General features: G+C 72.5%; 24 protein-coding genes. 20 read left to right on the top strand and 4 right to left on the bottom strand.

Translation table 11 applies throughout. The annotated features are described in order from the left end of the window. Nucleotides 1-1,218: acyltransferase domain-containing protein (locus tag RB628_RS11380; protein WP_318320224.1), on the bottom strand; the 1,218-nt coding region annotated here is incomplete at its 3' end. A gap of 133 nt (nucleotides 1,219-1,351) precedes the next feature. Between RB628_RS11380 and RB628_RS11375 the strand changes: the two genes are divergently transcribed. Together RB628_RS11375 and RB628_RS11370 are read left to right on the top strand one after the other, a co-directional pair. Next, nucleotides 1,352-1,921: a DUF1772 domain-containing protein gene (locus tag RB628_RS11375; protein ID WP_318320223.1), complete on the top strand. Its 570-nt coding sequence runs from the start codon at nucleotides 1,352-1,354 to the stop codon at nucleotides 1,919-1,921. A gap of 58 nt (nucleotides 1,922-1,979) precedes the next feature. Next, a complete protein-coding gene (locus tag RB628_RS11370) occupies nucleotides 1,980-2,858 on the top strand; it encodes a DUF6410 domain-containing protein (protein ID WP_318320222.1) in 879 nt (292 codons plus the stop codon). A 61-nt stretch (nucleotides 2,859-2,919) separates the two neighbouring features. On the opposite strand, the gene RB628_RS11365 is transcribed toward RB628_RS11370, so the two are convergent. Beyond that, nucleotides 2,920-4,398, bottom strand: coding sequence for an MFS transporter (locus RB628_RS11365; protein WP_318320221.1), 1,479 nt, complete (start codon nucleotides 4,396-4,398; stop codon nucleotides 2,920-2,922). Next, on the bottom strand, nucleotides 4,395-4,850 hold the full coding sequence (locus RB628_RS11360; RefSeq protein ID WP_318320220.1) for a DUF1772 domain-containing protein: 456 nt from the start codon (nucleotides 4,848-4,850) through the stop codon (nucleotides 4,395-4,397). Before RB628_RS11360 ends, RB628_RS11365 begins: the two co-directional genes overlap by 4 nt. Nucleotides 4,851-5,066: 216 nt before the next feature. Here RB628_RS11360 and asnB point away from each other — a divergent pair, with 216 nt between their 5' ends. The 17 genes from asnB to RB628_RS11275 all read left to right on the top strand — a co-directional run bounded on the left by asnB (nucleotide 5,067) and on the right by RB628_RS11275 (nucleotide 21,031). Continuing rightward, entirely contained in the window at nucleotides 5,067-6,929 is a 1,863-nt protein-coding gene (gene asnB, locus RB628_RS11355) for an asparagine synthase (glutamine-hydrolyzing) (protein ID WP_318320219.1), read from the top strand. 68 nt (nucleotides 6,930-6,997) lie between these two features. Next, the gene (locus RB628_RS11350) at nucleotides 6,998-8,020 is read left to right on the top strand and encodes a methyltransferase (RefSeq protein WP_318320218.1); all 1,023 of its coding nucleotides are present in this window, start codon (nucleotides 6,998-7,000) and stop codon (nucleotides 8,018-8,020) included. Nucleotides 8,021-8,096: 76 nt separating this feature from the next. Then, nucleotides 8,097-9,014 (top strand): hypothetical protein, encoded by a 918-nt coding sequence (locus RB628_RS11345; RefSeq protein WP_318320217.1) that lies wholly within the window; start codon nucleotides 8,097-8,099, stop codon nucleotides 9,012-9,014. After that, entirely contained in the window at nucleotides 9,011-9,508 is a 498-nt protein-coding gene (locus RB628_RS11340) for a hypothetical protein (protein WP_318320216.1), read from the top strand. Before RB628_RS11345 ends, RB628_RS11340 begins: the two co-directional genes overlap by 4 nt. Nucleotides 9,509-9,563: 55 nt before the next feature. Continuing rightward, nucleotides 9,564-9,887, top strand: a complete 324-nt coding sequence (locus RB628_RS11335; protein ID WP_318320215.1) for a TcmI family type II polyketide cyclase — start codon at nucleotides 9,564-9,566, stop codon at nucleotides 9,885-9,887. A gap of 41 nt (nucleotides 9,888-9,928) precedes the next feature. Then, nucleotides 9,929-10,360 carry a cupin domain-containing protein gene (locus tag RB628_RS11330; protein WP_318320214.1) on the top strand — a complete coding sequence of 144 codons (432 nt, stop codon included), beginning with the start codon at nucleotides 9,929-9,931 and terminating at the stop codon, nucleotides 10,358-10,360. Next, a complete protein-coding gene (locus RB628_RS11325) occupies nucleotides 10,357-11,643 on the top strand; it encodes a beta-ketoacyl-[acyl-carrier-protein] synthase family protein (RefSeq protein ID WP_318320213.1) in 1,287 nt (428 codons plus the stop codon). Before RB628_RS11330 ends, RB628_RS11325 begins: the two co-directional genes overlap by 4 nt. Continuing rightward, on the top strand, nucleotides 11,640-12,872 hold the full coding sequence (locus tag RB628_RS11320; protein WP_318320212.1) for a ketosynthase chain-length factor: 1,233 nt from the start codon (nucleotides 11,640-11,642) through the stop codon (nucleotides 12,870-12,872). The genes RB628_RS11325 and RB628_RS11320 overlap by 4 nt, the downstream gene beginning before the upstream one ends. A gap of 46 nt (nucleotides 12,873-12,918) precedes the next feature. Beyond that, nucleotides 12,919-13,182 carry an acyl carrier protein gene (locus RB628_RS11315; RefSeq protein WP_318320211.1) on the top strand — a complete coding sequence of 88 codons (264 nt, stop codon included), beginning with the start codon at nucleotides 12,919-12,921 and terminating at the stop codon, nucleotides 13,180-13,182. Beyond that, nucleotides 13,179-13,667, top strand: a complete 489-nt coding sequence (locus RB628_RS11310; RefSeq protein ID WP_318320210.1) for an SRPBCC family protein — start codon at nucleotides 13,179-13,181, stop codon at nucleotides 13,665-13,667. Before RB628_RS11315 ends, RB628_RS11310 begins: the two co-directional genes overlap by 4 nt. Beyond that, nucleotides 13,664-14,413 carry an SDR family NAD(P)-dependent oxidoreductase gene (locus RB628_RS11305; RefSeq protein WP_318320209.1) on the top strand — a complete coding sequence of 250 codons (750 nt, stop codon included), beginning with the start codon at nucleotides 13,664-13,666 and terminating at the stop codon, nucleotides 14,411-14,413. The genes RB628_RS11310 and RB628_RS11305 overlap by 4 nt, the downstream gene beginning before the upstream one ends. 5 nt (nucleotides 14,414-14,418) lie before the next feature. Then, nucleotides 14,419-14,775 carry an antibiotic biosynthesis monooxygenase family protein gene (locus tag RB628_RS11300; RefSeq protein WP_318320208.1) on the top strand — a complete coding sequence of 119 codons (357 nt, stop codon included), beginning with the start codon at nucleotides 14,419-14,421 and terminating at the stop codon, nucleotides 14,773-14,775. After that, nucleotides 14,772-15,095, top strand: coding sequence for an antibiotic biosynthesis monooxygenase (locus RB628_RS11295; RefSeq protein ID WP_318320207.1), 324 nt, complete (start codon nucleotides 14,772-14,774; stop codon nucleotides 15,093-15,095). The genes RB628_RS11300 and RB628_RS11295 overlap by 4 nt, the downstream gene beginning before the upstream one ends. Continuing rightward, entirely contained in the window at nucleotides 15,092-16,144 is a 1,053-nt protein-coding gene (locus RB628_RS11290) for a ketoacyl-ACP synthase III family protein (RefSeq protein ID WP_318320206.1), read from the top strand. The genes RB628_RS11295 and RB628_RS11290 overlap by 4 nt, the downstream gene beginning before the upstream one ends. After that, a complete protein-coding gene (locus RB628_RS11285) occupies nucleotides 16,141-17,667 on the top strand; it encodes an oligopeptide:H+ symporter (RefSeq protein ID WP_318320205.1) in 1,527 nt (508 codons plus the stop codon). The genes RB628_RS11290 and RB628_RS11285 overlap by 4 nt, the downstream gene beginning before the upstream one ends. Before the next feature lie 110 nt (nucleotides 17,668-17,777). Next, a complete protein-coding gene (locus tag RB628_RS11280) occupies nucleotides 17,778-19,310 on the top strand; it encodes a multicopper oxidase family protein (RefSeq protein ID WP_318320204.1) in 1,533 nt (510 codons plus the stop codon). Nucleotides 19,311-19,429: 119 nt separating this feature from the next. Then, entirely contained in the window at nucleotides 19,430-21,031 is a 1,602-nt protein-coding gene (locus tag RB628_RS11275) for an FAD-dependent monooxygenase (protein WP_318320203.1), read from the top strand. Nucleotides 21,032-21,099: 68 nt separating this feature from the next. Here the strand turns inward: RB628_RS11275 and RB628_RS11270 are convergent, their stop codons facing one another. Continuing rightward, nucleotides 21,100-22,110, bottom strand: coding sequence for an LLM class flavin-dependent oxidoreductase (locus tag RB628_RS11270; protein WP_318320202.1), 1,011 nt, complete (start codon nucleotides 22,108-22,110; stop codon nucleotides 21,100-21,102). A gap of 375 nt (nucleotides 22,111-22,485) precedes the next feature. Between RB628_RS11270 and RB628_RS11265 the strand changes: the two genes are divergently transcribed. After that, a complete protein-coding gene (locus RB628_RS11265; protein WP_318320201.1) occupies nucleotides 22,486-25,605 on the top strand; it encodes a type I polyketide synthase in 3,120 nt (1,039 codons plus the stop codon). Nucleotides 25,606-25,636: the final 31 nt, after the last annotated feature.

Here is a 25,636-nt window from a genome sequence, read left to right as displayed (position 1 = left end):
GCCCTCCAGCCAGAGGCACGCCACCGCCGTCAGGAGAGCGCGGCGATCCTCGGCCGGAGGGCCCGGGCGGGCCGGGAGCAGGGGGACCGCCGTGCTCGTGCCGGTGCGCAGGGTGCGGTGCTGGCGGGCGAGGGCGGACAGGCCCTGGCCGGGGCCCGCCTCGATCAGCAGGTGGTCGCCACTGGTCAACAGGGCGTCCAGGGCTGGCCAGAACAGGACCGGGTCCGCCAGCTGACGGGCCCAGAAGATTGATTGGGTCGCCCGGCCGGCCTCCAGGAGGCCGCCGGTGTAGGCCGAGTAGAGCGGCCAGGCGGGGGCGCCGGGGCGTACCGCCGCGATCAGGGGGCGGGCCCGTTCGGCCGCGCGGTCCATCACCGGGCTGTGGAAGGCCTGGCGGGCGGCGGCCCGGCGGCAGGTGATGCCGTCGGCCCGCAGCTTCTCCTCGACCTCGCGCAGTTGGGGGTCGGGGCCGGCCAGGAGGGTCTGGCGCGGCGCGTTCACCGCGGCCACCGCCACCTTGCCGCCGAGTGGCAGATATCCGGTCAGTTCCGCCGCCGGCGCGGCCACCGCGAGCATGCCGCCGGGTCCGGTCGCGACGGCCGCGTCGATCCGGTCGCGCAGCACCCGTACCGCGTCCGGGAGCGTGAACACTCCGGCGATCGTGGCGGCCACCAGCTCCCCCACGCTGTGCCCGAGCAGCGCGGCCGGGACGACGCCCCAGCCGAGCACCATCCGCCCGAGCGCGTAGCCGACGCCGAACAGCAGCGGCTGGGCCCTGGTCGCGTCGTCGAGCGGGATGTCCGGGTCGCCGGACAGCCACTCCGCACGGAGGCGGGCACCTTCGGGGCCGAACACCGCGAAGACCTGGTCGAGGGCATCCGTGAACAGCGGCTCGTAACCGTAGAGGCCCGTGGCCATGCCGAGGTGCTGGGTTCCCTGGCCGGGGAAGAGAAGCGCGACGGGGCGGTGGCGGGCGGGGGTCCGGTCCGGGGGCGCCTCCAGTGCCCGTACCGCCTCGTCGGCGTCGGCGGCCACGACGGCGCCGCGCAGTGGGCCGGTGCCCCGGCGGCCGGCCGAGAGCCGGGCCGCGCGCGGCAGCCGGTCACTCGCGTCGTCCAGGGTCACATACCGGCGCAGGGCGTGCCGTCGGCGGTTCTCGCGGGCTTCGTCCGCCGCCGACCACAGCAGCAAGTACGGGGCCGCTCGGTTGGTTTCCACAGCGCTCACACCTCCAGGGCTCGGGCGGAAGCAGCGTGTGCGGCGCCGCTCGAAAACCCGTGGAGACGCCGTGGAGACCCTCTGGACCTGGGTCCGGGCGGGGCTCTCGGGCCCCTCCAGTCATCCTCCGCGCGTGCTTGAGACGGCCGCTCGACGCTGGCCGCTCGACGCGGGGCGCCCATGGACGGCCGTTCCCGTGTGGACCGCGGACGGAGGGCAACACGCCATGGACTGGGACTGGTTGACGCACGTTCTCGTGCCGGTGGCCGCGATCACGGGCGGTATGGCGGCAGGGGGCATGATGATCGCCGTACTCGGCGCGCCCCTGCTGCTGACCCTGCCGCCGCAGCGCTATGTCGCCCTGCACCAACTGCTGGTGACCCGGTTCGACCCCTTCATGCCGATCTGCATCCTGGTCGCGCTGGCGACGAACCTCGCGCTCGCCCTGACCGCGTCCCGGGCCGCCGCACAGGCGCTGTACGCGGTGGCCGTGCTGCTGCTCGCGGCGACGGTGTACGTGTCGCTGACCCGTAACGTGCCGATCAACAAGTGGCTCAAGACTCTCGACCCGGAAGCCCTGCCGCCCGACTTCGACCGGCTGCTGCACCGCCGGGTCCGGTGGCGCAACTGGAACCTGGTGCGCGCCTCCTTCACCCTCGTCGCCCTCGCCGTCAACGGCACGGCGATCGGCGTGCTGCTGTGAGACGCCACCACCAAGTGCCTTCCGTTACCGTCCGTTTCCGCACCCGGAGGTGTGTGCGATGACAAGCGAAGTACGGGCAGCCGATCAACCGGCCGGAGCCACCCCGACCGAGGCCCGCCGGGTCACCGTCGGCCTCGACATGCCGCCCGCCGGGCGGGCGCTGCGGGCGCTGTTCGCGGCCGTGGCGGTCTGGTACCGGGTGGACCGCGACGCCCGGTTCGACGGGGCCTACTTCCTGCGGACCGTGCTGTGCTGCGTGCTGGTCGCGGTCGTGTACGTGGTGGCGTACCGGCTGCTGTCGGGCGTACTCGACCGGATGAGCCCCTGGACCGGTACCGCGATGTTCCTGGTGCCGACGCTGATCTATCCGATGGGCATCGGTCCGTCGTCGCTGCACGACGGGCTCGGGCTGTACACACTGCTGGGGTTCGTGCTCTGCCCGGCGCTGGGGTACGCGGGGGCCGAAGTCACCGCGCTGCCCGCGCTGGTGACGGGACGCCGGCACCGGCTGTACACGCCGTTCAACATCGCCGACCGGGCGGAGCTGGCGTTCCGGACCTCCCCCGGTGGCGGGTGGCGGGTGTGGTGGGTCGTGTCCGCCGTGGTGACCGGGGCGTACTTCCTGGTCTTCTGGGTGGTCGAGCTGATGTCGTTCATCCGCCCCGTGGAGGACGCTGTGGGCGAGTTCGAGGTACCCGCCTGGCTCGCCCTCGTGCTGGTACTTCCGGTGGTCTGTCTGGCGGTGCGGGCGTTGCGCGCCGCGCCCGGTCCGGAGCGGCGGACCTGGAATCTCGCCGCGCTGTTCCTGTTGTGCGCGATCCCCGTGGGGGTGAACGTGCCCGACATGCTGTGGGGCGGCATCATCCTCGTCGGCCTCGTCACGGCTGTCTCCCGGGGCGTACGGCGGCTGCGGCGCCGTACGCCCGCGACGGGCTGACGGCCGTTCCGGTGGGCGCCCCGGCTGCGGGTCGGCAGCCGGGGCGCCCTGCTGTGCCCGTTCACTTCTCCTGCCGGGCTGCTTCCTGGGTGCCGCTCTCCTTCGGGAGCAGGAAGACCAGGGCCGACGTGACCAGGGCGACGGCCAGTTGGAGGAGCAGGGTGAGGACGACGGCGTGCTCGTAGTCGGCGGGGCCGGCGTTCGCGCCGTCGCCGAGCACGGCGTAGTAGACACCGCCGGTGACCGCCACGCCGACCGCCGCACCCGCCTGCCGGAACGTCGAGAACACCCCGGACGCCGAGCCCGCGTCGGCGTGCGCGACCCCGCTCAGCGTGACGTTGAGGACGGGAGTGCTGACCAGGCCGACACCGATGCCGAAGAGGAGAAGGCCGGGCGCCGCCGTCGCCCCCGACAGGTCCCGGCCCACCGCCACGACAGTGACCGTGAGCAGCCCCAGGCCCGCCACCGCGATCGCGGCGCCCGCCACAAGCACCCGGCGGCCGTGTCTGCGGGCCAGCGGGATCGCCAGGAAGGAGGCGACGGCGGTGCCCAGCGCCCACGGCAGCAGGCTCTGTCCGGCACGCGCCGGTCCGAAGTCCAGGCCCTGCTGGAGGAAGAGGACGAAGACGAAGAAGAAGCCGGTCATCAGCGCGGCCAGGTTGAAGGTGGTGGCGACTCCGGCGCTGAACACCCGCCCGGAGAACAGGTGCAGCGCGATCAGCGGGGCGCCGCCCGTCCGTTCGCGGCGCCGCTGGTGGGCGATGAGGAACCAGAGGGCCGGAGCGGAGGCGGCCAGCGCCGCCCAGGCCCACCAGGGCCAGCCCAGTTCGCGGCCGTAGGTGAGGGGGCACAGGAACAGCAGCAGGGTGACGGCTGCGAGGAGGACGCCGGTGAGGTCGAGGCGGCGGCCGTCGGGGGCGCGGGACTCGCCCAGGTAGCGCAGGGCGCCGACCACGGCCAGGAGTCCGATCGGCAGGTTGACGAGGAACAGGGCGCGCCAGCCCCAGCCGAACAGGTCGGCCTGGACCAGTGCGCCGCCCAGGATCGGTCCGCCGACGGTGGCGAGGCCGACGACGCCCGCGTACAGGCCCATGGCCGGTCCCCGGCGCGCGGGCGGCACCAACACCTGGAGTACGGCGAGGACTTGGGGTCCCATCATGGCGGCCGAGGCACCCTGGAAAACCCTGGCCAGCACCAGCGTCGATACGGTGCCGGCCGCTCCGGCGAGAGCCGAGGCAAGGGTGAAGCCGACGGTGCCGGCCAGGAAGACGCGCCGGCGTCCGGCGAGGTCACCCAGGCGCCCGCCGGTGACCAGGAGCAGGGCGAACGGCAGCGCGTATCCGGCCAGCACCCACTGGGCGGCGGCCTCTCCGGCGCCCAGGTCGCGCTGGATCTCGGGGATCGCGACATTGACGCCGGTGATGTCGAACTGGTTCATGAAGGTGGCCAGCAGGACCACGGCCAGGGCGCGCAGGGGATGCCGTACGGTCGACGCGGTCTCCTCGGCCGGCGCCGCCGGGGCCTTCTCCGGAGCGCTCACCGCAGCAGCGCCACGGCGAGGGCGTTGCAGGCCAGCGCGGTCAGCGCGAACGCGGTGCGCAGCCGGTGCCAGGCGCGCCAGGGCTCGCGCGGGTCCTGCCAGTCGGCCGGAATGGCGCCCGGATCCAGGGCGTGCACCCGTTTGTTGATCGGCACGTTCCCGAACTGGGACACCAACTGGACGCCGACCAGGGCGAGCAGCGCCACCCCGAACAGGGTCCGGGCGGCGGCCCCGGACGCGACGAACAGCAGGACGGCGTCGGCGAGCACACCCGCCGTGACCACCAGCGGCATCACCGGGTGGTAGCCCTCGCCGAGTTTGCGGTGCAGGTCGACGTACCGGTCGGCCGGCAGTGTCTGCACGGCGGGCAGCACGCTGACCGCCACGGCGAAGAACACGCCCGCCACGATGCCGCTGCCGATGACGGCGGCCGTGCTCAGCAGCTCGATCATGAACCCCTCACCTTCCCCTCGGTCCCCGAGCGGGCCCGTTGGCCCAGTCGTCGCTGGACAGTGCCGGTGCGGCCTCAACTCCGGTTCGAGGCGGGCTCGATGACAGGACAGCGGTCACGAACGTCGGTGATGGCTCCACCGGCGCTTCAGAACCCCGCGAGGAGTGCGGGACAGCCTGTCGCAACCGGTCACGCCATCAACCGAGGAGGGCCCCACATGTCTGGTATCGCCGGCTGGGTCGACCACCGTCGCGACCTGACGCGCGAACGGGCCACCGTCCGCGCGATGACCGCGACCATGGCCTGCCGAGGCCCCGACGGAGAGGGGCTGTGGGCCTCGGAACACGCGGTGCTCGGACACCGCCGGCAGGTCCTCATGGACGCGGACGCGCTGCCCGAGCCCTTCGCCTTCGTCGCGGACGGCGAGACGGTGGCCGTTGCCGCGGTCGACGGCGAGATCTACAACACGGCTGAGTTGCGCCGCGAGTTGGCGTCGTACGGGCATCCGTTCCGGGACGGCGGGCAGGCCGAGGTCGTTCTCGCCGCCCATCTGCGCTGGGGCACCGACTGTGTGTCGCGGTTCGTCGGTGTGTTCGCGCTCGCCGTCTGGGACCACCGCGCCGAGGAGCTGCTGCTGGCCCGCGACCGGTTGGGCAACAAGCCGATGTTCTACCGGCCCACCGAGCACGGGGTGGTCTTCGGCTCGGAACGCAAGGCGATCCTCGCCCATCCGCTGGTCGAGCCGGTCGTCGACATGGACGGCCTGCGGGAGATCCTGTCGTACGCCGGTACGCCCGGCCACGGGGTCTTCCGGGGCATCCACCAGATCCGCCCCGGCCACTTCGTCCGGGTGACCCGCGACGGGGTGCGCGAGCACCGGTACTGGGCGCTGGAGGCCCGTGAGCACACCGACAGCCTCGACACGACCGTCCGTACGGTGCGTGAACTGCTGGAGCGTGCCGTCGCCGAGCAGCTCGACGCGGACGTACCGCTGTGCATGATGCTGTCCGGCGGGCTGGACTCCAGTGGGATCACCGCGCTCGCCGCCCGGACGCTCGGTGAGCGCGGGGCGCCGCCGCTGCGGACCTTCACCGCCTCGTTCCGGCAGGAGGGGGAGTTCCAGGCGGACGAGGTGTGGTCCACGCCCGACGCGCCGTTCGCCCGGGAGCTGGTCGAACGGGTCGGCGCCGACCACACCGACGTGGTGCTCGGTACGGAGGACCTGCTCGACCCGGTCGTCAAGGCCAACGCCCTGCGCGCGAAGGACGTACCGAGCCCGCTGGGCAACATGAACACCTCGCTGTACGTGCTGTTCCGGGCGATCCGCGAACACGCCGACGTGGCCGTGCTCGGCGACGCGGCCGACGGGATCTTCGGCGGCACGATGTGGATGTCGATGCCTCCGCTGCTGCAGGCCAGGACGTTCCCGTGGACGGCGATGGCGAACTGGAGCGGCGGAAAGCACGGCATGGGCACCGATCTGCTCGACGCCGGACTGCTCGCCAAGCTCGACGTGCCCGGCTACTGCGCCGACCGCTACCAGGACGCGATGACCCGCGTTCCGCACGTGGCCGGGCAGTCGGACGAGGAGCGCCGGATGCGGGAGATCTGGTATCTCAACGTCACCAACTGGCTGGAGACCCTGCTGCCGCACAGCGAGTCCGTCGCCCAGTCACTGGGGCTGGCACTGCGACTGCCGTACTGCGACCACCGGCTGGTGGAGTACGTGTTCAACGCGCCCTGGTCGATGAAGGGTTTCGACGGGCGCGAGAAGAGCCTGCTGCGCGCCGCGCTCGCCGACGTCCTGCCCGAGTCGATCCTCCAGCGCCGCAAGTCGCCCTACCCCGTCACCCAGGACGTGGCCTACGCCCGCGCCCTGTGCGACGAACTGCTCCGGCTGTCGTCCGACCCGCAGGCGCCGGCGGCGGCACTGATCGACACGGCCGCGGCACGGGCGTTCGCCGAGGACCCCGAGGCGCTGGTCACCGGTCCGCGCGCCTGGGTGGCCCGCACGCACGTGGAGATGCTCTTCCAGCTCAACGCGTGGCTGGACCAGTACCGGGTCCGACTCGAACTCTGAGCCGACACCCCTGTACCCGTTCGTCATCACCGGCTCACCAACACCCTTTTCTCGCAGAAGGAGTTCGCATGCCCGAAACGCCCATCGCACCCGGCACCCCCGACGCCGCCGAGGTCCTGGAGCTCGGCCAGAGCTACTGGGCCTCCAAGACGCTGCTCAGCGCCATCGAACTGGGGCTGTTCACGCTGCTCGCGAAGGAGCCGGCGACCGAGCCGGAGATCCGTGAGCGCCTCTCCCTGCACCCGCGCGCCACCCGGGACTTCCTGGACGCCCTGGTCGGCCTCGGTGTGCTGGAGCGGGACGGGGAGACCTACCGCAACAGCCCGGCCGCCGACCTCTACCTCGACGAGGGCAAACTCCCCTACCGGGGCGGCTTCCTGAAGATGCTGAACTGGCAGTTCAACCTCTGGGCACAGCTCACCGACCTGTTGCGCACGGGCGCGCCGCAGACCAAGGGACCCAAGCACTTCGACGAGTTCTACGCCAAGCCGGAGGCGGTACGCGGCTTCATGGTCGCCATGGACGGCGCCAACGCGCTCGTCGGACCGGCGCTCGCGAAGGAGTTCGACTGGAGCGGCCGTACGTCGTTCATCGATGTCGGGGGAGCGCGCGGCAACCTCGCGGCGGCGATCGTCAAGGCCCATCCGCAGCTGCGGGGCGGCAGCTTCGACCTGCCTCCGGTGGAGCCGTTCTTCGACGAGCACGTGGCCCGGCTGGGTCTCGCCAGCCGGCTGCACTTCCACGCCGGCGACTTCTTCACCGGGCCGCTGCCCACCGCCGACGTCCTGATCTTCGGACACGTCCTGCACGACTGGGACGACGACCAGCGTCTGGCCCTGCTCCGCAAGGCGTACGACGCGCTGCCCGAGGGCGGTGCGGTGCTGATCTACGACGCCCTCATCGACGACGTCCGCCGCGACCCCAAGAACCTGCTTCTGAGCCTCAACATGCAGCTCGTCACCGCGGGCGGCTCCGAGTACACGGGCGCCGACTGCCGCCGATGGCTGACCGAGGCGGGGTTCTCCCGGACCGAGACGGTGCCGCTGACGGCGGCGGACACGCTGGTGGTGGGCCACAAGGGGACGGCGTAACGGCGCCCGGCTGTTCCGCGCTCCACCAACTTGCTTTCCAGCGCGAAGAGTTGCCTATTTAAGGAGGCCCACGCCCGTGTTCTCCCGAGCTCAAGTCCCCTCCCCCGACTCCCTGTCCCTCTCCCGGCGCCGCATGCTGCTCGGTGCGGGTGTGACCGCCGGTGCGCTGTTCGGTGCGCTGCCGGCCGCGGCGTCCGGGGCGCAGGCCGCCACCGCGCGGCCGGCCACCGCCTACGACGTCTCCGTCGCGCCGGACACCATCACCGCGCCCGCCGCGGTACCCAGCGGGCCGGTGACGTTCAACGTCGGCACCGCCACCGCGGGCGGGCTCGCGCTTCCGCTGGTCAAGCTGCGGGTGCCGGTCGCGAAGTACCTGGCCGACCTCAACACGCTGAGCAAGGCCGCCACTCCGGCCGAGGCCGCCGCCGCTGAGGCCGCCGTGGAGGCGGGCGCGGTGAACCTGGGCGGGGGTGTCGTACAGCCCGGGACCGGGGTGGCCTTCACGCAGATCCTGACGCCCGGCACGTACCACCTGGTCGCCTACGACTTCGACGGCACCGATGTGCACCCGGTCGCGCACACCCTGACCGTGAAGGGACCGGCGAGCGGCTCGCCGCCGGACGCCGTGGACTGCTTCGCGCACACGCCGACCGGGTTCGACGTACCCGGCGGTCGGCTCAAGGCCGCCGGTACGCACTACGTGGTGAACCGGTCCGGGCTGCTGAACGAGGCCGTGCTGATCCCCGTCCGGCCGGGCACCACGGCCGCCGGCATCGACGCGTTCTTCGAGGCGCTCCGGGGCGGCACCCAGCCGCCGTCGTACCCGCTGATCGGCGGACCGGTAGGGCTGCCGCCGCTCTCCCCCAACCGTTCCGCGCTGCTGACCACGTCGCTGGCCCCCGGCGGCTACCTGCTGTCGTCGTGGATCACCAGCACCACCACCGGCCACTCCCGTGCGCTGGACGGCTTCTACAAGCTGGTGACCCTGACGTGAGCGACGTCCGCGACGCGCCGGACGACTGGAAGCCCCCGCCGATCGCCGTGGCGCGGGCCGCCAACCGGATCGTCCGGCCGCTGCTGCTGTCCCCGCTGGGCGCGCTGATGGGGCGGCGGCTGATGCTCCTGGAGTACACCGGCCGCCGGACCGGGACCCGTTACCGGATTCCGGTCGCCTATCGCGTCTGGGACGGCGGTGACGGCACCGACGAGGTCATCGCGACGAGTGTCGGGACGAGTTGGCCGGTCAGCCTGCGGGGCGGATCGCCCGTTCGGCTGCGGTTGAAGGGCCGTTGGCGCTCGGCGAAGCCCACGGTCGTCGAGCGGGCGGAGGAAGTCGCCGATCTGCTCGGCGAGTTGGCGGCCCGGCAGGGACCGAAGGCGGTGGCCGCGCTGCGTGTGGGGCTGCCCCGGGACCGGCCGCCGACCCGCGAGGAGCTGGTGCTGGCCGGGACCCGGGTGCGGGTGGGCCGGTTCAGGCTCACCGACTGAAGGGCCACCGGCCGAAGACCGCCGGCCGAAGGATCACAACGAGGAGGCACCGAACGTGCACAGGACACTCATCGTCGCGCGGATGAAACCCGAGGACACCGAGGCGGTGGCCAAGGTGTGGGCCGAGTCGGACGCGACCGAACTGCCGTACATGGTCGGCGTTTCGCGCCGCACCCTGTTCCGGTTCCACGGGCTGTACTTCCAGCTCGTGGAGGCCGAGCAGGAGATCACCGAGAACCTCTACCGGGCCCGCAGCCACCCGCTGTACCAGGACATCCACACCAAGCTCGCGAAGTTCATGACGCCGTACGACCCCGACTGGCAGGAGCCCAAGGACGCCATGGCCGAGGCCTTCTACACATGGACGCCCGACCGGTGAGCGCCGTCGGTGCCGGCGTCCCCGGCGACGAGGAGAACAGTGTGACCAGCACCCCTGTGCGCAAGGTCGGCCCGGCCGACGTGGCGCCGAACCGGCGGCGCGGCGGCGACGTCCGTATCCTGCTCAGCCCGCGCACCGTCGGGTCGACGTCGGGGTTCGGGGGCTCGCTCACCCTGGAGCCCGGGGAGTACGTGTGCGAGCACCTCCACCCGTACTCCGAGGAGTTCGTGTACGTCGTGGGCGGGCGGCTGCGCATCCGGATCGGCGAGGAGCTGGTCGACCTGGAGGCGCACGACTCCGTCATGGTGCCGAAGGGCGTCAAGCACCGCATGGTCAACGAGGGGGACGAGCGGGCGCAGGTGATCTTCCATCTGGCCCCGCTGGCTCCGCGCCCCGAACTCGGCCATGTGGACACGGAGTTCCTGCCCGGCCGGTCCGACGAGCCGGCGCCCCCGGTCGGCGGCGTCCGATGAGCGCGCAGCGACCGGGCCCGATCCGGGTGGCCGTCACCGGGATCGGTGTCGTCGCCCCCGGGGGCGTCGGACGTGAGGCGTTCTGGTCGATGCTGACGGCCGGGCGTACCGCCACCCGCCGGATCACCTCCTTCGACCCGGCCGCCTTCCGCTGCCAGGTCGCCGCCGAGGCCGACTTCGACCCCGAGGAGCGCGGGCTGAGCCCGCAGGAGATCCGGCGGATGGACCGGGCCGCCCAGATGGCCGTGTTCGCCACCCGGGAGGCACTGCTCGACTCGGGCCTCGCACCAGGGAAGCTGAACCCGGCGCGCACCGCCGTCACCGTCGGCAACGCGGTCGGCTGCACGACGGGCCTGGAACAGGAGTACCGGGTGGTGAGCGACGGCGGGCGCAAGTGGCTCGTCGACCACGAGTACGCGGTGCCGCACCTCTACGACTACTTCGCGCCCAGTTCGCTGGCGCGGGAGGTGGCGTGGGCGTGCGGGGCCGAGGGTCCGGCGGCGGTGGTCTCCTCGGGCTGTACCTCGGGCATCGACGCGCTCGGGTACGCGACCGCGATCCTGCGCGAGGGCAGCGCCGACATCGTGATCGCGGGCTCGACCGACGCCCCCATCTCCCCGATAACGCTGGCCTGTTTCGACGCCATCAAGGCCACCTCGACCTACAACGACCACCCCGAGTCGGCCTGCCGGCCCTTCGCCGCCGACCGGCGGGGGCTGGTCCTCGGGGAGGGGGCCGCGTTCTTCGTCCTGGAGTCGCTGGATTCCGCGCGCCGGCGGGGGGCGCACGTGTACTGCGAGATCGCCGGGTACGGCGGCCGGGCCAACGGCTACCACATGACGGGGCTGAAGCCGGACGGCCGGGAGATGGCCGAGGCGATCCGGGTGGCCCTGGACGAGGCCCGTCTCAACCCGGACGACGTCGACTACGTCAACGCCCACGGCTCGGGCACCAAGCAGAACGACCGGCACGAGACGGCGGCCGTGAAGTCGACGCTGGGCGCGCACGCGTACCGGGTGCCGATGAGCTCCATCAAGTCGATGGTGGGGCACTCGCTGGGCGCCATCGGGTCGATCGAGATCGCCGCGTGCGCGCTGGCCATCGAGCACGACGTGGTCCCGCCGACCGCCAACCTGACCACCTCCGACCCCGAATGCGACCTGGACTACGTACCGGTGACGGCCCGTCATCACCGCACGGACGTGGCGCTGTCCGTGGGCAGCGGCTTCGGCGGGTTCCAGAGCGCGATCGTGGTGGCCGACCCCGAGGCGGTGCCCGCATGAGTACTGGTGGGAGCGGCACGGCCGTTGTGACGGGGCTGGGCGTGATGGCCCCCAACGGCATGGACACCGAGGCCTACTGGTCGGCGACGCTGGACTGCAAGAGCGGGATCGACCGGATCGAGCGGTTCGACCCGTCCTCGTACCCGGTGACGCTCGCCGGTGAGCTGTCCGCGTTCGACCCGGCCGAGCGGCTGCCGAGCAGGCTGCTGGTCGAGACGTCGACGATGAGTCATCTGGCCCTGGTCGCCGGAGAGATGGCGCTCGCGGACGCCGGGATCGTACCGGCCGAGCTGCCCGAGTACGAGCTGGGCGTGGTCACCGCGAACGCGACCGGGGGCGTGGAGTTCGGGCAGCGGGAACTGCAGAACCTGTGGAGCGGCTCGCCGTCCGATGTCGGCGCCTATATGTCGATCGCCTGGTTCTTCGCGGCCACGACGGGCCAGTTGTCGATCCGGCACGGGTTGCGCGGGCAGTGCGGGGTCGTGGTCAGCGAGCAGGCGGGCGGGCTCGACGCCCTCGGGCAGGCCCGCCGTCTGCTGCGTCAGGGGCACCGGATGGTGATGGCGGGCGGCACGGAGTCCGCGATGTCCCCGGCGGGCCTGGTGGCCCAGCTTCCCGGGCATCTGAGCCGGCGCGACGACCCGGCGCGCGCCTATCTGCCCTTCGACGCCGACGCCTGCGGCTATGTGCCCGGGGAGGGCGGCGCCATCCTGATCGTCGAGGAGGGCGGGAAGGCGGCCGAGCGCGGGGCCGGGCAGCGGTACGGCGAGATTGCCGGGTACGCGGCCACCTTCGACCCGGCGCCCGGGAGCGGACGCCCGCCGACCCTCCGTACGGCCATCGAAGGGGCCCTGGACGACGCCGGGTTGACCCCGGACGCGGTGGACGTCGTGTTCGCCGACGCCTACGGGGTCCCGGACCTCGACCGGACGGAGTCGGCGGCGATCACCGGTGTGTTCGGGGCGCGCGGGGTGCCGGTGACCGCGCCGAAGTCGATGACCGGGCGGCTGTACGCGGGTGCCGGCGCCCTCGATGTCGTCGCGGCCCTGCTGTCGATCCGGGACGGCGTCATCCCGCCCACCGCCAACGTCGCCGAGCCCGCCGCGGCTTACGGCCTCGACCTGGTCTGTGGCCACCCCCGCCCCGCGCGGGTCCGCACCGCACTCGTGCTGGCCCGGGGCCACGGCGGCTTCAACTCGGCCCTGGTGGTCCGCGCCCCGGCTGCCTGAACGGCACCACCCCATCCATCCGGAACTGTCCCAACTGGAGGAATTCGTGCAGGACTTCACCTTGGACGACCTGCGGCGCGTGATGCGTGCGGCCGTGGGCGTGGACGACTCCGTCGATCTGGACTCCGACATCGCGGCCACCGAGTTCACCGACCTCGGCTACGACTCGCTGGCCCTGCTGGAGATCGTCGGCAAGATCGAGAAGGAGTACGGGACGAGTGTCCCGGAGGAGGCGGTCGCGGACCTGACGACGCCGGGCAGGCTGGCGGAGTACGTCAGCGGACGGCTCAACGAGGCCGTCGCCTCATGAGTACGGGCACGCGCACCGAGTGCTCGGTGCTGATCGCGGCGCCGCTCGACCTGGTCTGGGACATGACCAACGACCTGGCGTCGTGGACCGGGTTGTTCACCGAGTACGCCGGTGTCGAGGTGCTGGAGCGGGACGGGGACACCGTCAGGTTCAGGCTCACCATGCACCCGGACGAGGACGGCAAGGTGTGGAGCTGGGTGTCGGTGCGCACCGCCGACCCGGCCTCGCGGACCGTGCGGGCGCACCGCGTGGAGACCGGGCCCTTCGCCTTCATGCGGATCTTCTGGGACTACCGCGAGACGGACGGCGCCTGCGAGATGCGCTGGGTCCAGGAGTTCCACGTCAAGGACGAGATGCCGTTCGGCGACGAGGCGATGGCCAGGCACCTCACCGACAACAGCGCCGTGCAGATGGCACACATCAAGGAACGGATCGAGGCCGCCGCCGCGCAGGCCGCCCCCGCGCAGACCCTGGAGGAGCGATGACCGATCAACTCGTCGGCAGGAACATCCTGGTGACCGGCGGCACCCGTGGGATCGGGCGGGCCACCGTGCTCACCCTGGCCCGGGCCGGCGCCAACGTCGTGACCTGCTACCGGACGGAGGGCGAGGCCGCCGAGTCGCTGGCCCGCGAGCTCAAGGAGACGCCCGGCGAGCACCGCCTGATCCGCGCGGACGTGTCCGACCCCGCGCAGGTGCGCGCGCTGTTCGACGAGGTGCGCACCCGGTTCGGCTCGCTGCACGGGTTGGTCAACAACGCGGGCGTCATCAGCCACGTCCCCTTCGACAAGCTGTCCGAGGAGGACTGGCACCGGGTCCTCGACACCCATCTCACCGGCGCGTTCCTGGTGACGCAGGGGGCGCTGCCGCTCCTCGGGGAGGGCGCGTCGATCGTGAACATCGGCTCCCGGGTGGCAACGGTCGGGCTGCCGATGCGGGCGCACTACACCGCCGCGAAGTCGGGCCTGATCGGTCTGACGCGCACGCTCTGCAAGGAGCTGGGCGGACGCGGTATCCGGGTCAACATGGTCGACCCGGGGGTCATCGAGACGGAGGCCGCGGCCGAACTCCCGCGCGAGCAGTACGAGGCGATGCAGACCCGCTACCGGGCGCTGACCTCGCTGGGCCGGCTGGGCGCGCCGGACGAGGTGGCCGACGTGGTGCTGTTCCTCGTCAGCGAGCAGTCCCGGTATGTGACCGGCGCCGCCATCCCCGTCGACGGAGGGATCTGACCGCCATGGCCGACACCGGCGAACTCTTCCGTGTGCTCCTCCGGTTCGAGATCAACCCGGGCATGGAGAGCGACTTCGAGGCGACCTGGCTGTCCATCGGCAGCGTCATCACCGGGCACCCGGCCAACCTGGGCCAGTGGCTGATGCGTTCGGCCGACGAGGAGTCGGTGTACTACGTCATCAGCGACTGGGCCGACGAGCCGCGCTTCCGGGAGTTCGAGCACAGCGACGCCCATGTGGAGCACCGTACGAAGCTGCACCCGTACCGGCGCGGCGGCTCGATGCACATCATGCGCGGTGTGCACTTCCTGCCGCCCACGCCCTCCGGACCCGTCAACTCGCCCTCGGGGGCCGCCCGATGACCGCACGGGCCCGGGTGCTGATCTGGCACCGGGCCCCCGTCGACGACCCGGGGGCGGTGGCACGGGCGTACGAGCTGATCAGCCGGGAACTCGCGGGCACACCGGGGCTGCTCGGCAACGAGCTGCTGCGGGCGGCCGAAGACCCCGGACGGCTCGTCGTGATGAGCGAGTGGGAGAGCCTGGCCGCCTTCAAGTCCTGGGAGGAGACGGCGAGCCACCGCCCGTCCACCTCACCGCTGCGCCCCTACCAGGACCGCGACCGGGAACGGTTCTTCGAGGTGTACGAGGTCACCGCGGCCTTCGTGGAGGCGCCCACGTGAGCGTCGCCGATCTCTACATCGCCGGCACCGGCCGCTGGCTGCCTCCGGCGGTGACCGTCGCGGAGGCGGAGGCGGCGGGCCTGTGCCGGCGGCGGGCGCTGTGGCGTACCGAGGTCGAGGCGGTCCGGGTCTCCCCCGGGGACTCGGGCCCGGAGATGGCGGCGCGGGCGGCCCGGGCGGCGCTACGACAGGCCGGGGCCTCCCCCGCCGACATCGACCTTCTGCTGCACGCCACCACCTACTACCAGGGCCACGACATGTGGGCGCCCGCCTCCTACGTCCAGCGGGTCGCCCTCGGCGGCTCCACCTGCCCGGCGATCGAGGTCCGGCAGATGTCCAACGGTGGTATGGCGGCACTGGAGTTGGCGACGGGCTGGCTGCGGGGCGCGCCGGACCGGGCGGCGGCGCTGCTCACCACCGGGGACCGCTTCTGCCCGCCGGGCGTCGACCGGTGGCGCAGCGACGCGGGCACCCCGTACGGCGACGGCGGCACCGCGCTGGTGTTGTCCCGGCGGGGCGGCTTCGCCCGGCTGCGCGCCCTGGTGACGTATGCCGACCCTGGTCTGGAGGCGATGCACCGGGGCGACGACCCGTTCGGTGCGGCGCCCTTCGCCGTCCGGCAGCCCATGGATCTGGAGCCGCCGCGCCGGGACTTCGTGGCCGGGGCGGGCCTCGACACGGTGCTCAGCCGGATCGACACCGGCCAGCGGGAGACCCTCAAACGGTGCCTGGCGGAGGCGGGCGTGGCACAGGCGGACGTGGACTGGTACGTGCTGCCGCATCTGGGCCGGCCCCGCCTGGACGCCCATTTCCTGCGGCCGCTGGGTATCGACGTGGAGCGGACGACCTGGTCGTGGGGCCGGAGCGTCGGTCATCTGGGCGCCGGGGACCAGCTCGCGGGTTTCGGCCGGCTGGCCGACTCCGGGGCGCTGGCGCCGGGGCAGCTGTGTCTGCTCGCGGGTGTGGGCGCCGGGTTCTCGTGGTCGTGCGCGGTGGTGGAGGTGCTGGGGCGGCCGGAGAGCACCGGGGACCCAGGAGACACGCGATGAGCGGGCGTACCGGATTCCTGGGCCAGCCCCGCTGGTTCGGCACCCTCTTCGTCGTCGATCTGTGGGAGCGGTTCAGCTTCTACGGCATGCTGGCGATCCTCTACCTGTATCTCGTGGCCGATCCGCACGACGGCGGCCTCGGGATGACCGAGGGTGACGCCGCCGCGCTGTCCGGCCTGTACATGTCGCTCGTCTTCATGTCGGCGCTGCCCGGCGGCTGGCTGACCGACCGTGTCTTCGGCGCCCGCCGGGCCACGCTCTACGGCGGGCTGCTCATCACGGCCGGCCATCTGCTGCTCGCGGTGCCCGCCGACGGCTGGCTGTATCCGGGGCTCGGCCTGGTGGTGGCGGGCAGCGGTCTCGTCAAACCGGGGATGGCCTCGATGGTCGGGCGGATGTACGGCGGGCAGCCCGAGCGCCGGGAGGCCGCCTTCTCCCTCTTCTACATGAGCATCCAGGTCAGCGCGCTGCTCGCGCCGCTGATCACCGGTTTCCTCGGGGAGACCGTCCACTGGCACCTCGGTTTCGGCGCCGCCGCGCTGGGGATGGTGGTCGGGGTGATCTGCTACGCGGTGGGGTGGTCGGGGTTCGGCGAGGTGGGCGCACGGCCGGAACGTCCGCTGCCGGCGGGCGAGTTGCGGCCGGTGCTGCGCCGGACCGGCCTGTACGGCGCTCTGCCCGCGCTGCTTGTGCTCACCGGCGCGGTGACGGACGTACTGGGTCTGCGGCAGGTGTTGATGCTGGCTGGGCTGGCCGTGCTGACCACGCCGGTGCTGTACTTCCGGGCGCTGCTGCGCGCCCCCGAGATCGGTCCGGCCGAGCGGGGGCGGTTGCGGGCACTGCGGTGGATGCTGCTGGCGTCGTCCGGGTTCTGGCTGCTGTTCGCGCAGGGGCCGGCACTGCTCAACCTCTTCGCGCGGGACTCGGTGGACCGGGTGGTCGGCGGCTGGACGGTACCGGCCAGCTGGTTCCAGTCCGTGCAGCCACTGTTCCTGCTGCTGCTCTCGCCGATCGCGGCGGGGCTGTGGCTGCGGCTCGGGCGCCGGGCGGGTGCGCCGGCCAAGTTCGCGGCGGGCCTGCTGCTGGGCGGCGGGGCGTTCGTGGTGATGGCAGCGGCGGCGTCCGCGGCGAGTTCCGGGGCGGTGTCGCCGCTGTGGCTGATCGCCGTCTATCTCCTGCTCGTCTGCGGGGAGTTGGCCGTCGCGCCGATCGGGCTGAGCCTGGCGGCGGAGGTCGCGCCGCCCGGTTTCACGGGCCGGATGCTGGGCCTGTTCTGGCTGTTCGCGGCCGTCGGGGCGGCCTCTGGCGGCCAGTTGGCGCGGCTCGCCGATGTCGTGCCGGAGCCGCTGTACTACCTGGTGCTGTCCCTGGTGGGGCTGGTGGTGGGGGTGGCACTGACGGTGCGGGGCGGGTCACTGAAGGGGCGGCTCGCGGGGGCGCGGGAGGGGGCGCGCGACACGACGTACGACGGGACAGGCGCCCCACGCAAAGCACCCGTCACACCCAATCACCCCAATAAGTAGATGTGCTACATGTAGACTGCCTGGCGTCGAATGGGGGTTGGCACCGCGTCGGGTACGCACGAACCGCATGCACCGGCGACCGCTCCCCCACTGTCAGTGAGGAGCCTGGGATGTCCCTGACCCGCCGGAAGCTGCTGCGGCTCGCCGGAGGCGCCGCCGTGGCGCTGCCCGTCGCGTCCGTCCTGAGCGGCTGCCAGGACGAGGGGAGCACAGGGGCGTTACGCAAGAGCGACGCCAAGGTGCCCACCCTCTTCAAGGTGCCGCTGCCGGTGCCGCCCGTACTGAAGCCGTCCAGAAGCGAAGGCGGCGTCGACTACTACGACATCGTCCAGAAGCCCGCCCAGGTGGAGATCCTCCCGGGTCTCAAGACGGAGATCTGGGGTTACAACGGCCTCTTTCCGGGCCCGACCCTGGCCACCCGCAGCGAGCGGAAGATCGTCGTACGGCACACCAACCAGCTGGAGGTGCCGGTCGCCGTCCATCTGCACGGCGCGAAGACCCCGGCCGAGCACGACGGCTTCCCGACCGACCTGATCCTGCCCGACGGCGGCTGGAGCGGTCACACCATGCACGGCGGCAACACCTCGCAGGGCAGCCGCGCGTACGAGTATCCGCTCGCCCAGCCCGCGGCGACCCTCTGGTACCACGACCACCGGATGGACTTCACCGGCCCGCAGGTCTACAAGGGGCTGGCCGGCTTCCACCTCGTCCACGACGAGGAGGAGGACAACCTGCCGCTGCCCAAGGGCGACCGAGACATCCCGCTGATGATCTGCGACCGCTCCTTCACCGAGTCGGGCGCCTTCGCCTACCCCTCCATCGACCCCAGTCTCACCGGCGAGCACGGGGTGACGCAGGAGTACATGAAGGGCGTACTCGGCGATGTCATCCTGGTCAACGGCGCGCCCTGGCCGGTCCTCGAAGTCGACGCCGCCCGCTACCGCTTCCGGCTGCTCAACGCGTCGAACGCGCGTCGCTACCAGCTCTCCCTGGACCCCGGCCCGCAGTCCGGGCCCGCCTTCGTACAGGTCGGCAGTGACTCCGGGCTGCTCGGACGGCCGATCGGGCACGACGAGATCCGGATGTCCGAGGCCGAACGCTTCGACGTCGTCGTCGACTTCTCGCAGTTCCCCGTCGGCACCAAGGTCAGCATGCTCAACACGCTGGGCGACGGCGACGCCGGCAAGGTCATGCAGTTCCATGTGGTGCGCAGGGCCGCCGACGACAGCACGGTGCCCAGCAGGCTCGTGGACTTCGAACCGCTCAGCCGGTCGGCGGCCACCGTGACCCGCAAGTTCCACTTCAACCAGCGCAGCGACGAGGGCTGGGACATCAACGGGGCGATGTACGACCCCGAGGAGGACCAGGCCGACCCTGAGTTGGGCGCGACGGAGATCTGGCGGTTCGACGGCGACGCCGACCACCCGATCCATCTCCACCTCGCCCACTTCCAGGTCCTCAGCCGCAACGGCAACGAGCCGGGGCGGTGGGACGCGGGCTGGAAGGACACGGTGGACATGCAGTCCGGCAAGGAGATCGAGGTCATCGCCCGCTTCACCGGCTACAAGGGCCGCTATGTCTTCCACTGCCACAACCTGGAGCACGAGGACATGGGGATGATGGCCAACTTCAGCGTGAGGTAAGGCCGTTCGGGTTCGGGGTGCTTCGATCGCGGTTCGAGTGATCCTGCATGCCGCCCTGCCAGGCTCGCCGGGACCACGGGCCCCAGTCCGGGGCCCGGCACTCCCGGAAGGGGTCCGACATGCTCGACGGCACCACACCCGTCCTGGTCGTCGGCGGCGGCCTGGTCGGTCTGTCCGCGTCACTGTTCCTGTCCTGGCACGGCGTGGACAACGTCCTGGTGGAACGGCATGCCGGCACCTCCGTCCACCCCCGGGCGTGGGGTCTGTACCCGCGCACGCTGGAGCTGTTCGACACCGTGGGCGTGACCGGCGAACTGCTGACCGAGGCCGCCGGTTTCGCCGGCCACAACCTCAACGGCAAGGTCGAGTCGCTGACCGGCCGGGAACTGTCCGTCACACGTATCCCCGAGCCGGAGGACGTCAGCGGCATCAGCCCGATCGCCCGCATCCTCTCCCTGAGCCAGGACCGCATCGAACCGATCCTGCTGCGCCGCGCCGAACAGCTCGGCGGCGACCTGCGCTTCGGGACCGAGCTGACCGGACTCACCCAGGACGCCGAGGGCGTCACGGCCACCGTCCGCACCCGGGAGACCGGCACCGAACAGCGCCTCCGCGCCCGGTACGTCATCGCGGCCGACGGCGCCCACAGTCCCGTACGCGAAGGCCTGGGCATCGCCCGGCACGGGCGCGGGACGTTGCGGCACCAGATCAGCATCGTCTTCGGGGCGGAGCTGGAGGGGCCGTTGAACGGGCGCCGCTTCGCCGTCTGCCGGATCGCGAATCCGCTGGTGGACGGGGTGCTGGGTCACGACGACACGCTTCGGCGCGGCACGCTGATCGTGACGCACGACCCGGCCGCCGACCCGTTCGAGAGCTACACCCCGGAGCGCTGCACGGAGTTGGTGCGGACCGCCGTGGGGGTGCCCGGTCTGCCGGTCACCGTACTCAGCACGCTGCCCTGGGAGATGGCCGCGTTGGTCGCCGAACGGTACGCGGAAGGACGGGTGTTCCTCGCCGGGGACGCCGCCCACGTCATCCCGCCGGTCGGCGGCTATGGCGCGAACACCGGCATCCAGGACGCGCACAACCTGGCGTGGAAACTGGCCGCGGTGCTCGACGGCCGGGCGGGCGGGGCGCTGCTGGACTCCTACGACGCCGAACGCAAGCCGGTCGGGCTGGCGACGATGCGCCAGGCGGTGCTGCGGCTGGCGGCGCGGGCGGGGGGTCCCCCGCGAGAGGGAGCGCCGGTCGTCGCGGACACACTGAGCGTCATGTTCGGCTACCGGTACGGCTCGAAGACGGTTCAGGGCACCGAACTCCCGCCCGAAACAACGGAGTTCGCCGACCCGAGCACCCTCTCCGGTGAACCCGGCACCCGGCTTCCGCACGTATGGCTGACCACGGGCGACGGCACCGGCAGCCGTACGGTGTCCACGCTCGCGCTGGTGGAACGCCGGCCGCTGCTCATGGCCGGAGCGAAGGCGGACGAGTGGCACGAGGCGGCGCTCGCGCTGGGCGACGAGCTGGATGTCGTACGCGTGGGCGACGACGTGACCGAGCACGAGGGTTCCTGGCACGAGGCTCTGGACGTCACGGAGAGCGGCGCGGTCCTGATCCGCCCCGACGGCTTCGTGGCATGGCGGGCGACGACGGCACTGCCGGACCCCGACGGGGCGCTGGGCGCGGCGGTCGACCGGGTGCTGGCGCGCGACAGGGACTGACAACCGGCCGGGCCGCCGCTCCCCCGGGATCGGCGGCCCGAGCACCTGCTCGCCCGCGCCTGAACCGGTCAGACCCCCATCGACCGCAGCACGTCCATCGCCTCCCCGAGCATCGCCACCTGTGCGTCGATCGTCGGGGCGACCGAGCCCACGCACAGGGTGGTGGCGCCCGCCGCCGCGTATGCCTTCAGGCGGTCGGCGATCCGTTCGGCGGGGCCGATCAGCGCGGTCGCCTCGATGAACTCGAGCGGTACGGCTGCCGCGGCGGCGGCCGGGTCGCCGGCGGTGTACAGGTCCTGGACGCGGGCGGCCTCCGTCCCGTAGCCCATCGACTCGGCCAGCCGGTAGTAGTAGTTGGCGCGCCGGTGGCCCAGACTCAGGAACCGGGCGACGTACCCGCGGATCGGCCGGGCCAGCGTCGCCACGTCGTCACCGAGAGCCAGCGGCAGCGTCAGCGTGACCTCGAAGCCGTCCATCGTCCGCCCGGCCAGCTGCCGCCCTGCCGCCAACTCCGGCACCGCCACGGCCAGTTGCTCGGGCGAGCAGAACACCCCGAGCCAGCCGTCGGCGATCTCCCCGGCCAGCCGCAGGTTCCGGGGTCCCACGGCGGCCAGGTCCAACGGCACCTCCACCCCGCCGGACGCCAGCCGGAACCCGGCGGACTCCTCGCCGAGCGGCAGCGCGAAGTGCTCACCCCGGTACCGCACTTCGTCACCGCGCAGGGCGGTGCGTACGACGGTCACGTACTCGCGGGTGCGGGCCAGCGGGCGGCCGAACGGGGCGCCGTACCAGTTTCGGGTGGTGTGCTCGTTGGAGATCCCGAGGCCGAGTCGGAACCGGCCGTCGGAGAGTTTGGCGAGCGTGGCGGCCGTCATCGCGGCCAACACCGGTTGCCGGGCCGGGATCTGGCACACCCCGGACATCAGCGTCAGGCGTTCGGTACGGCCGGCCGCCAGGCCCAGCACACTCACCGCGTCGTGCAGGCCCTCCGGCGCGAGGGCGGTGGAGTAGCCCAGCCGCTCCGCCTCCGGGGCCATGGTCGCCGCGCTGTGGGCCATCAGATTCACACCGAGCCGCATCGTGGATCGCCTCCTGGAAACGGGGACCGCAGGCAGCACGGGAGCCGCCACCGGCGTCTCGGCGGCCGGCCGCGCCAGCGTGCCGCGCCCCCCTCAAGCCCTGGACGCACCCTCCTCAAGGCCCTGGGGCCTGTCGGGCGGCCCGGCCCGTGCCGGAGACGCGCGGCTTCCCCCGGCGGGGACCCCCAGCGGCGTTGTCGTCGGCAGCCGGCGCCCCCGCACTCGGCCTCGCGCACCGACAAGGCGCCTCGGCCTTCCTCCGGCCCGATCCGCCGGACAGACCCCCACTCCCCACCCCCAACCATCCTTCAGCCGTTTTCCATGCCCGGCCCGCAGGATCGACGGACCGACCCGGCCGACGGAGGGAGCCTCACCATGAGCACCCCGGTTACCGACGCGATCGCGGTGATCGGCATGGCGTGCCGACTGCCCGGCGCACCGACCCCGGACGCCTTCTGGGAACTGCTGCGCACCGGCCGCGACGCCCTCACCGACCCGCCCCCCGGCCGCTACGCCAACCTTCCGGACGGAGTGACCAGGGGCGGCTTCCTCGACGACGTGGCCGGCTTCGACGCGGGCTTCTTCGGTATCGCGCCGCGCGAGGCGAACGCCATGGACCCGCAGCAGCGGCTGATGCTGGAGCTGGCCTGGGAGGCCCTGGAGGACGCCCGCACCGTCCCCGCCGGCCTGCGTGCCACCGGCACCGGCGTGTTCGTGGGCGCGATGGCCGACGACTACGCCCAGCTCACCCACGCACGCGGCCCGGAAGCCCTCTCCGCCCACACCCTCCCCGGGGTCCACCGGAGCGTCATCGCGGGCCGCGTCAGCCATGTCCTGGGCCTGGGCGGCCCGAGCCTGACCGTGGACACCGGGCAGTCATCGGGCCTGGCCGCGGTGCACCTGGCCTGCACGGCCCTGCGGCACGGCGAGGCGCCGGTCGCCCTCGCGGGCGCGGTCCACCTCAACCTGGCGCCGGGCAGCCTGCTGGCGGCCCGGAGTTTCGGGGCACTGTCACCGGACGGCCGCTGCCACACCTTCGACGCGCGCGCCGACGGATACGCGCGGGGCGAAGGCGGCGTCCTCGTCGTCCTCAAGCCGCTGGCCCGGGCGCTCGCCGACGGGGACCGCGTCCACTGTGTCGTCCTGGGCTCGGCCATGAACAGCGACGCCGGCCCGGACCCGCTGACAGTGCCGGGCCGTGCGGCCCAGGAGGACGTGCTGCGCCGCGCCTGCCGGACGGCGGGCGTCGACCCCTCCCGGGTGCAGTACGTCGAACTCCACGGCACGGGCACCCGGGTGGGCGACCCGGTGGAGGCGGCGGCCCTGGGCGCGGTGCTGGGCGCCGGCCGCCGGGCCTCCGATCCCCTTCTGGTCGGCTCGGCCAAGACGAACGTAGGGCACCTGGAGGGCGCGGCCGGTCTGGTGGGCCTGCTCAAAACGGCCCTGTGCATTCGACACCGGCTCCTCGCCCCCAGCCTGAACTTCACGAGTCCGCCCCCCGGGATCCCGCTCGACGCCCTGGGTCTGCGCGTCCAGACGGAACCCGCCGCCTGGCCCCACCCCGACGAGCCGCCGCTCGCCGGAGTGTCGTCGTTCGGGATGGGCGGCACGAACTGCCACGTCGTCATGGCGGGACCCCCGCCCGCGGCGAACGAGCCTCCGACACCTCTGCCCGCCGCCACCCCCGTCCCCTTCCTCCTCTCCGCCCGCACGGCCCCCGCCCTCCGGGCCCAGGCGCGTGCCCTCCTCGACCACGTGCGACACCACCCCGACCTGCCTCCACCCACCATCGCCCGCACCCTCGCCACCGCCCGCAACCATCACGAACACCGGGCCGTACTGTTCGCCGCCGCCGGACAGGCACCCCCCTCGGACGCCCTCGGCGCACTGGCCGAAGGACGGCCCGATCCCGGCTCGGTACGAGGTCGAGTCGGCGCCGGTGACGGACTCGCAGTCCTGTTCGCCGGTCAGGGGGGCCGGTGGTCCGGAGCGGGACAGGGCCTGTACACCGCCTTCCCCGTGTTCGCCGACGCCCTGGACGAGCTCTGCGGCCACTTCGACCCGTACCTCGAACTCCCCCTGCACGAGGCCATGTTCGCCACCGCAGACAGTGACCTGACCCTTCGCACCGACTACGCCCAACCCGCCCTGTTCGCCCTGGAGACCGCCCTGTTCCGGCTCCTGGAGTCCTGGAGTGTCCGCCCCTCCGTCCTTGCCGGCCACTCGGTCGGCGAGCTGACCGCCGCGCACGCGGCCGGCGTCCTCTCGACCGCCGACGCCGCCGCGCTCGTCGCGGCCCGGGGCCGGCTGATGCACCACGCCTCCGGCACCGGCGCCATGCTCGCCGTCCAGGCGACCGAGGACGAGGTACGCACCGCGCTGACCGCCCTGCCCGGCATCACAGACGCCGTCGACATCGCCGCGGTCAACTCACCGGATTCCGTGGTCGTTTCGGGCACCATCGAGGCCGTGGAGCAGCTGACCGGACACTGGGCCGGGCTGGGCCGCAGGACCCGTCGGCTGCGCACCGGGCACGCGTTCCACTCCCCGCTCATGGACCAGGTCCTCGACGACTTCCGGCGCGTGGCGGCCGGCCTCGACTACCGCGCCCCCCGTCTCCCGGTCCTCTCGAACGTCACCGGCGAAATCGCCACCGCCGATCAGCTCCGCTCACCGGACTACTGGACCCGGCACATCAGGGCCACGGTCCGCTTCGCCGACGGGATACGCACCCTCGCCGCGTCCGCCACCGGTGCCTACCTGGAGCTGGGACCCGACCCCGCCCTCATCCCCCAGGCCGCCCGCTGCCTGCCGCCCACCGACCCCACCACCGGCCCGCTGCCCCCGACCCTGACGGCCACGCTCCGTCCGGGCCGCCCGGAACCGGAGTCCCTGCTCACCGCGGTCGCCCGTCTGCACACGGCCGGGGTCCCGGTGGACTGGTCCGCCCTCCTGGGCCCGGGCCCCCGCACGGACCTCCCGACGTACGCCTTCCGGCGTGCCCACCACTGGCTGCCCGAGCCGTCGTCACCACAGGCACCCGTGCCGAGCCCCCAGCGACTCGGAGCTCCCGAACACCCTTACTGGCAGCGCATGTTGGCCGACACCACGGCCAGGGACCGGTACCGCACCGCCCTGGGCCTGGTACGCGCCGAGGCAGCGGCCGTGCTCGGGCACCCGGGCCCCGGCGCGATCGACGCCACCCGTTCCTTCCGCGACTCCGGCTTCGACTCGGCGACCGGCGTCGAGTTCCGGGACCGGCTGCGGGAGCTGACCGGGCTGAGCCTGCCCACGACCCTCGTCTTCGACCGGCCCACCCCGGCCGACCTCGCCGAACACCTCCTCACTCAACTTTCTTACGAAGCAGCCGAGTTGGCGCATCCGTCGTCCCCGTCCCCCTCTTCGGGGCGGGCCCGGGACACCGACCTCATCGAACAGATCGGAACCGCCACCGATGACGAAATCTTCGCCCTCATCGACGAGTTCGACGCCTGAGCCCGAGTCCGGGACCGAGTCCGTCATGCCC

Source organism: Streptomyces sp. ADMS, from assembly GCF_033441795.1.
Taxonomy (GTDB): domain Bacteria; phylum Actinomycetota; class Actinomycetes; order Streptomycetales; family Streptomycetaceae; genus Streptomyces.
This window is presented reverse-complemented; position numbering and strand designations above follow the sequence as displayed.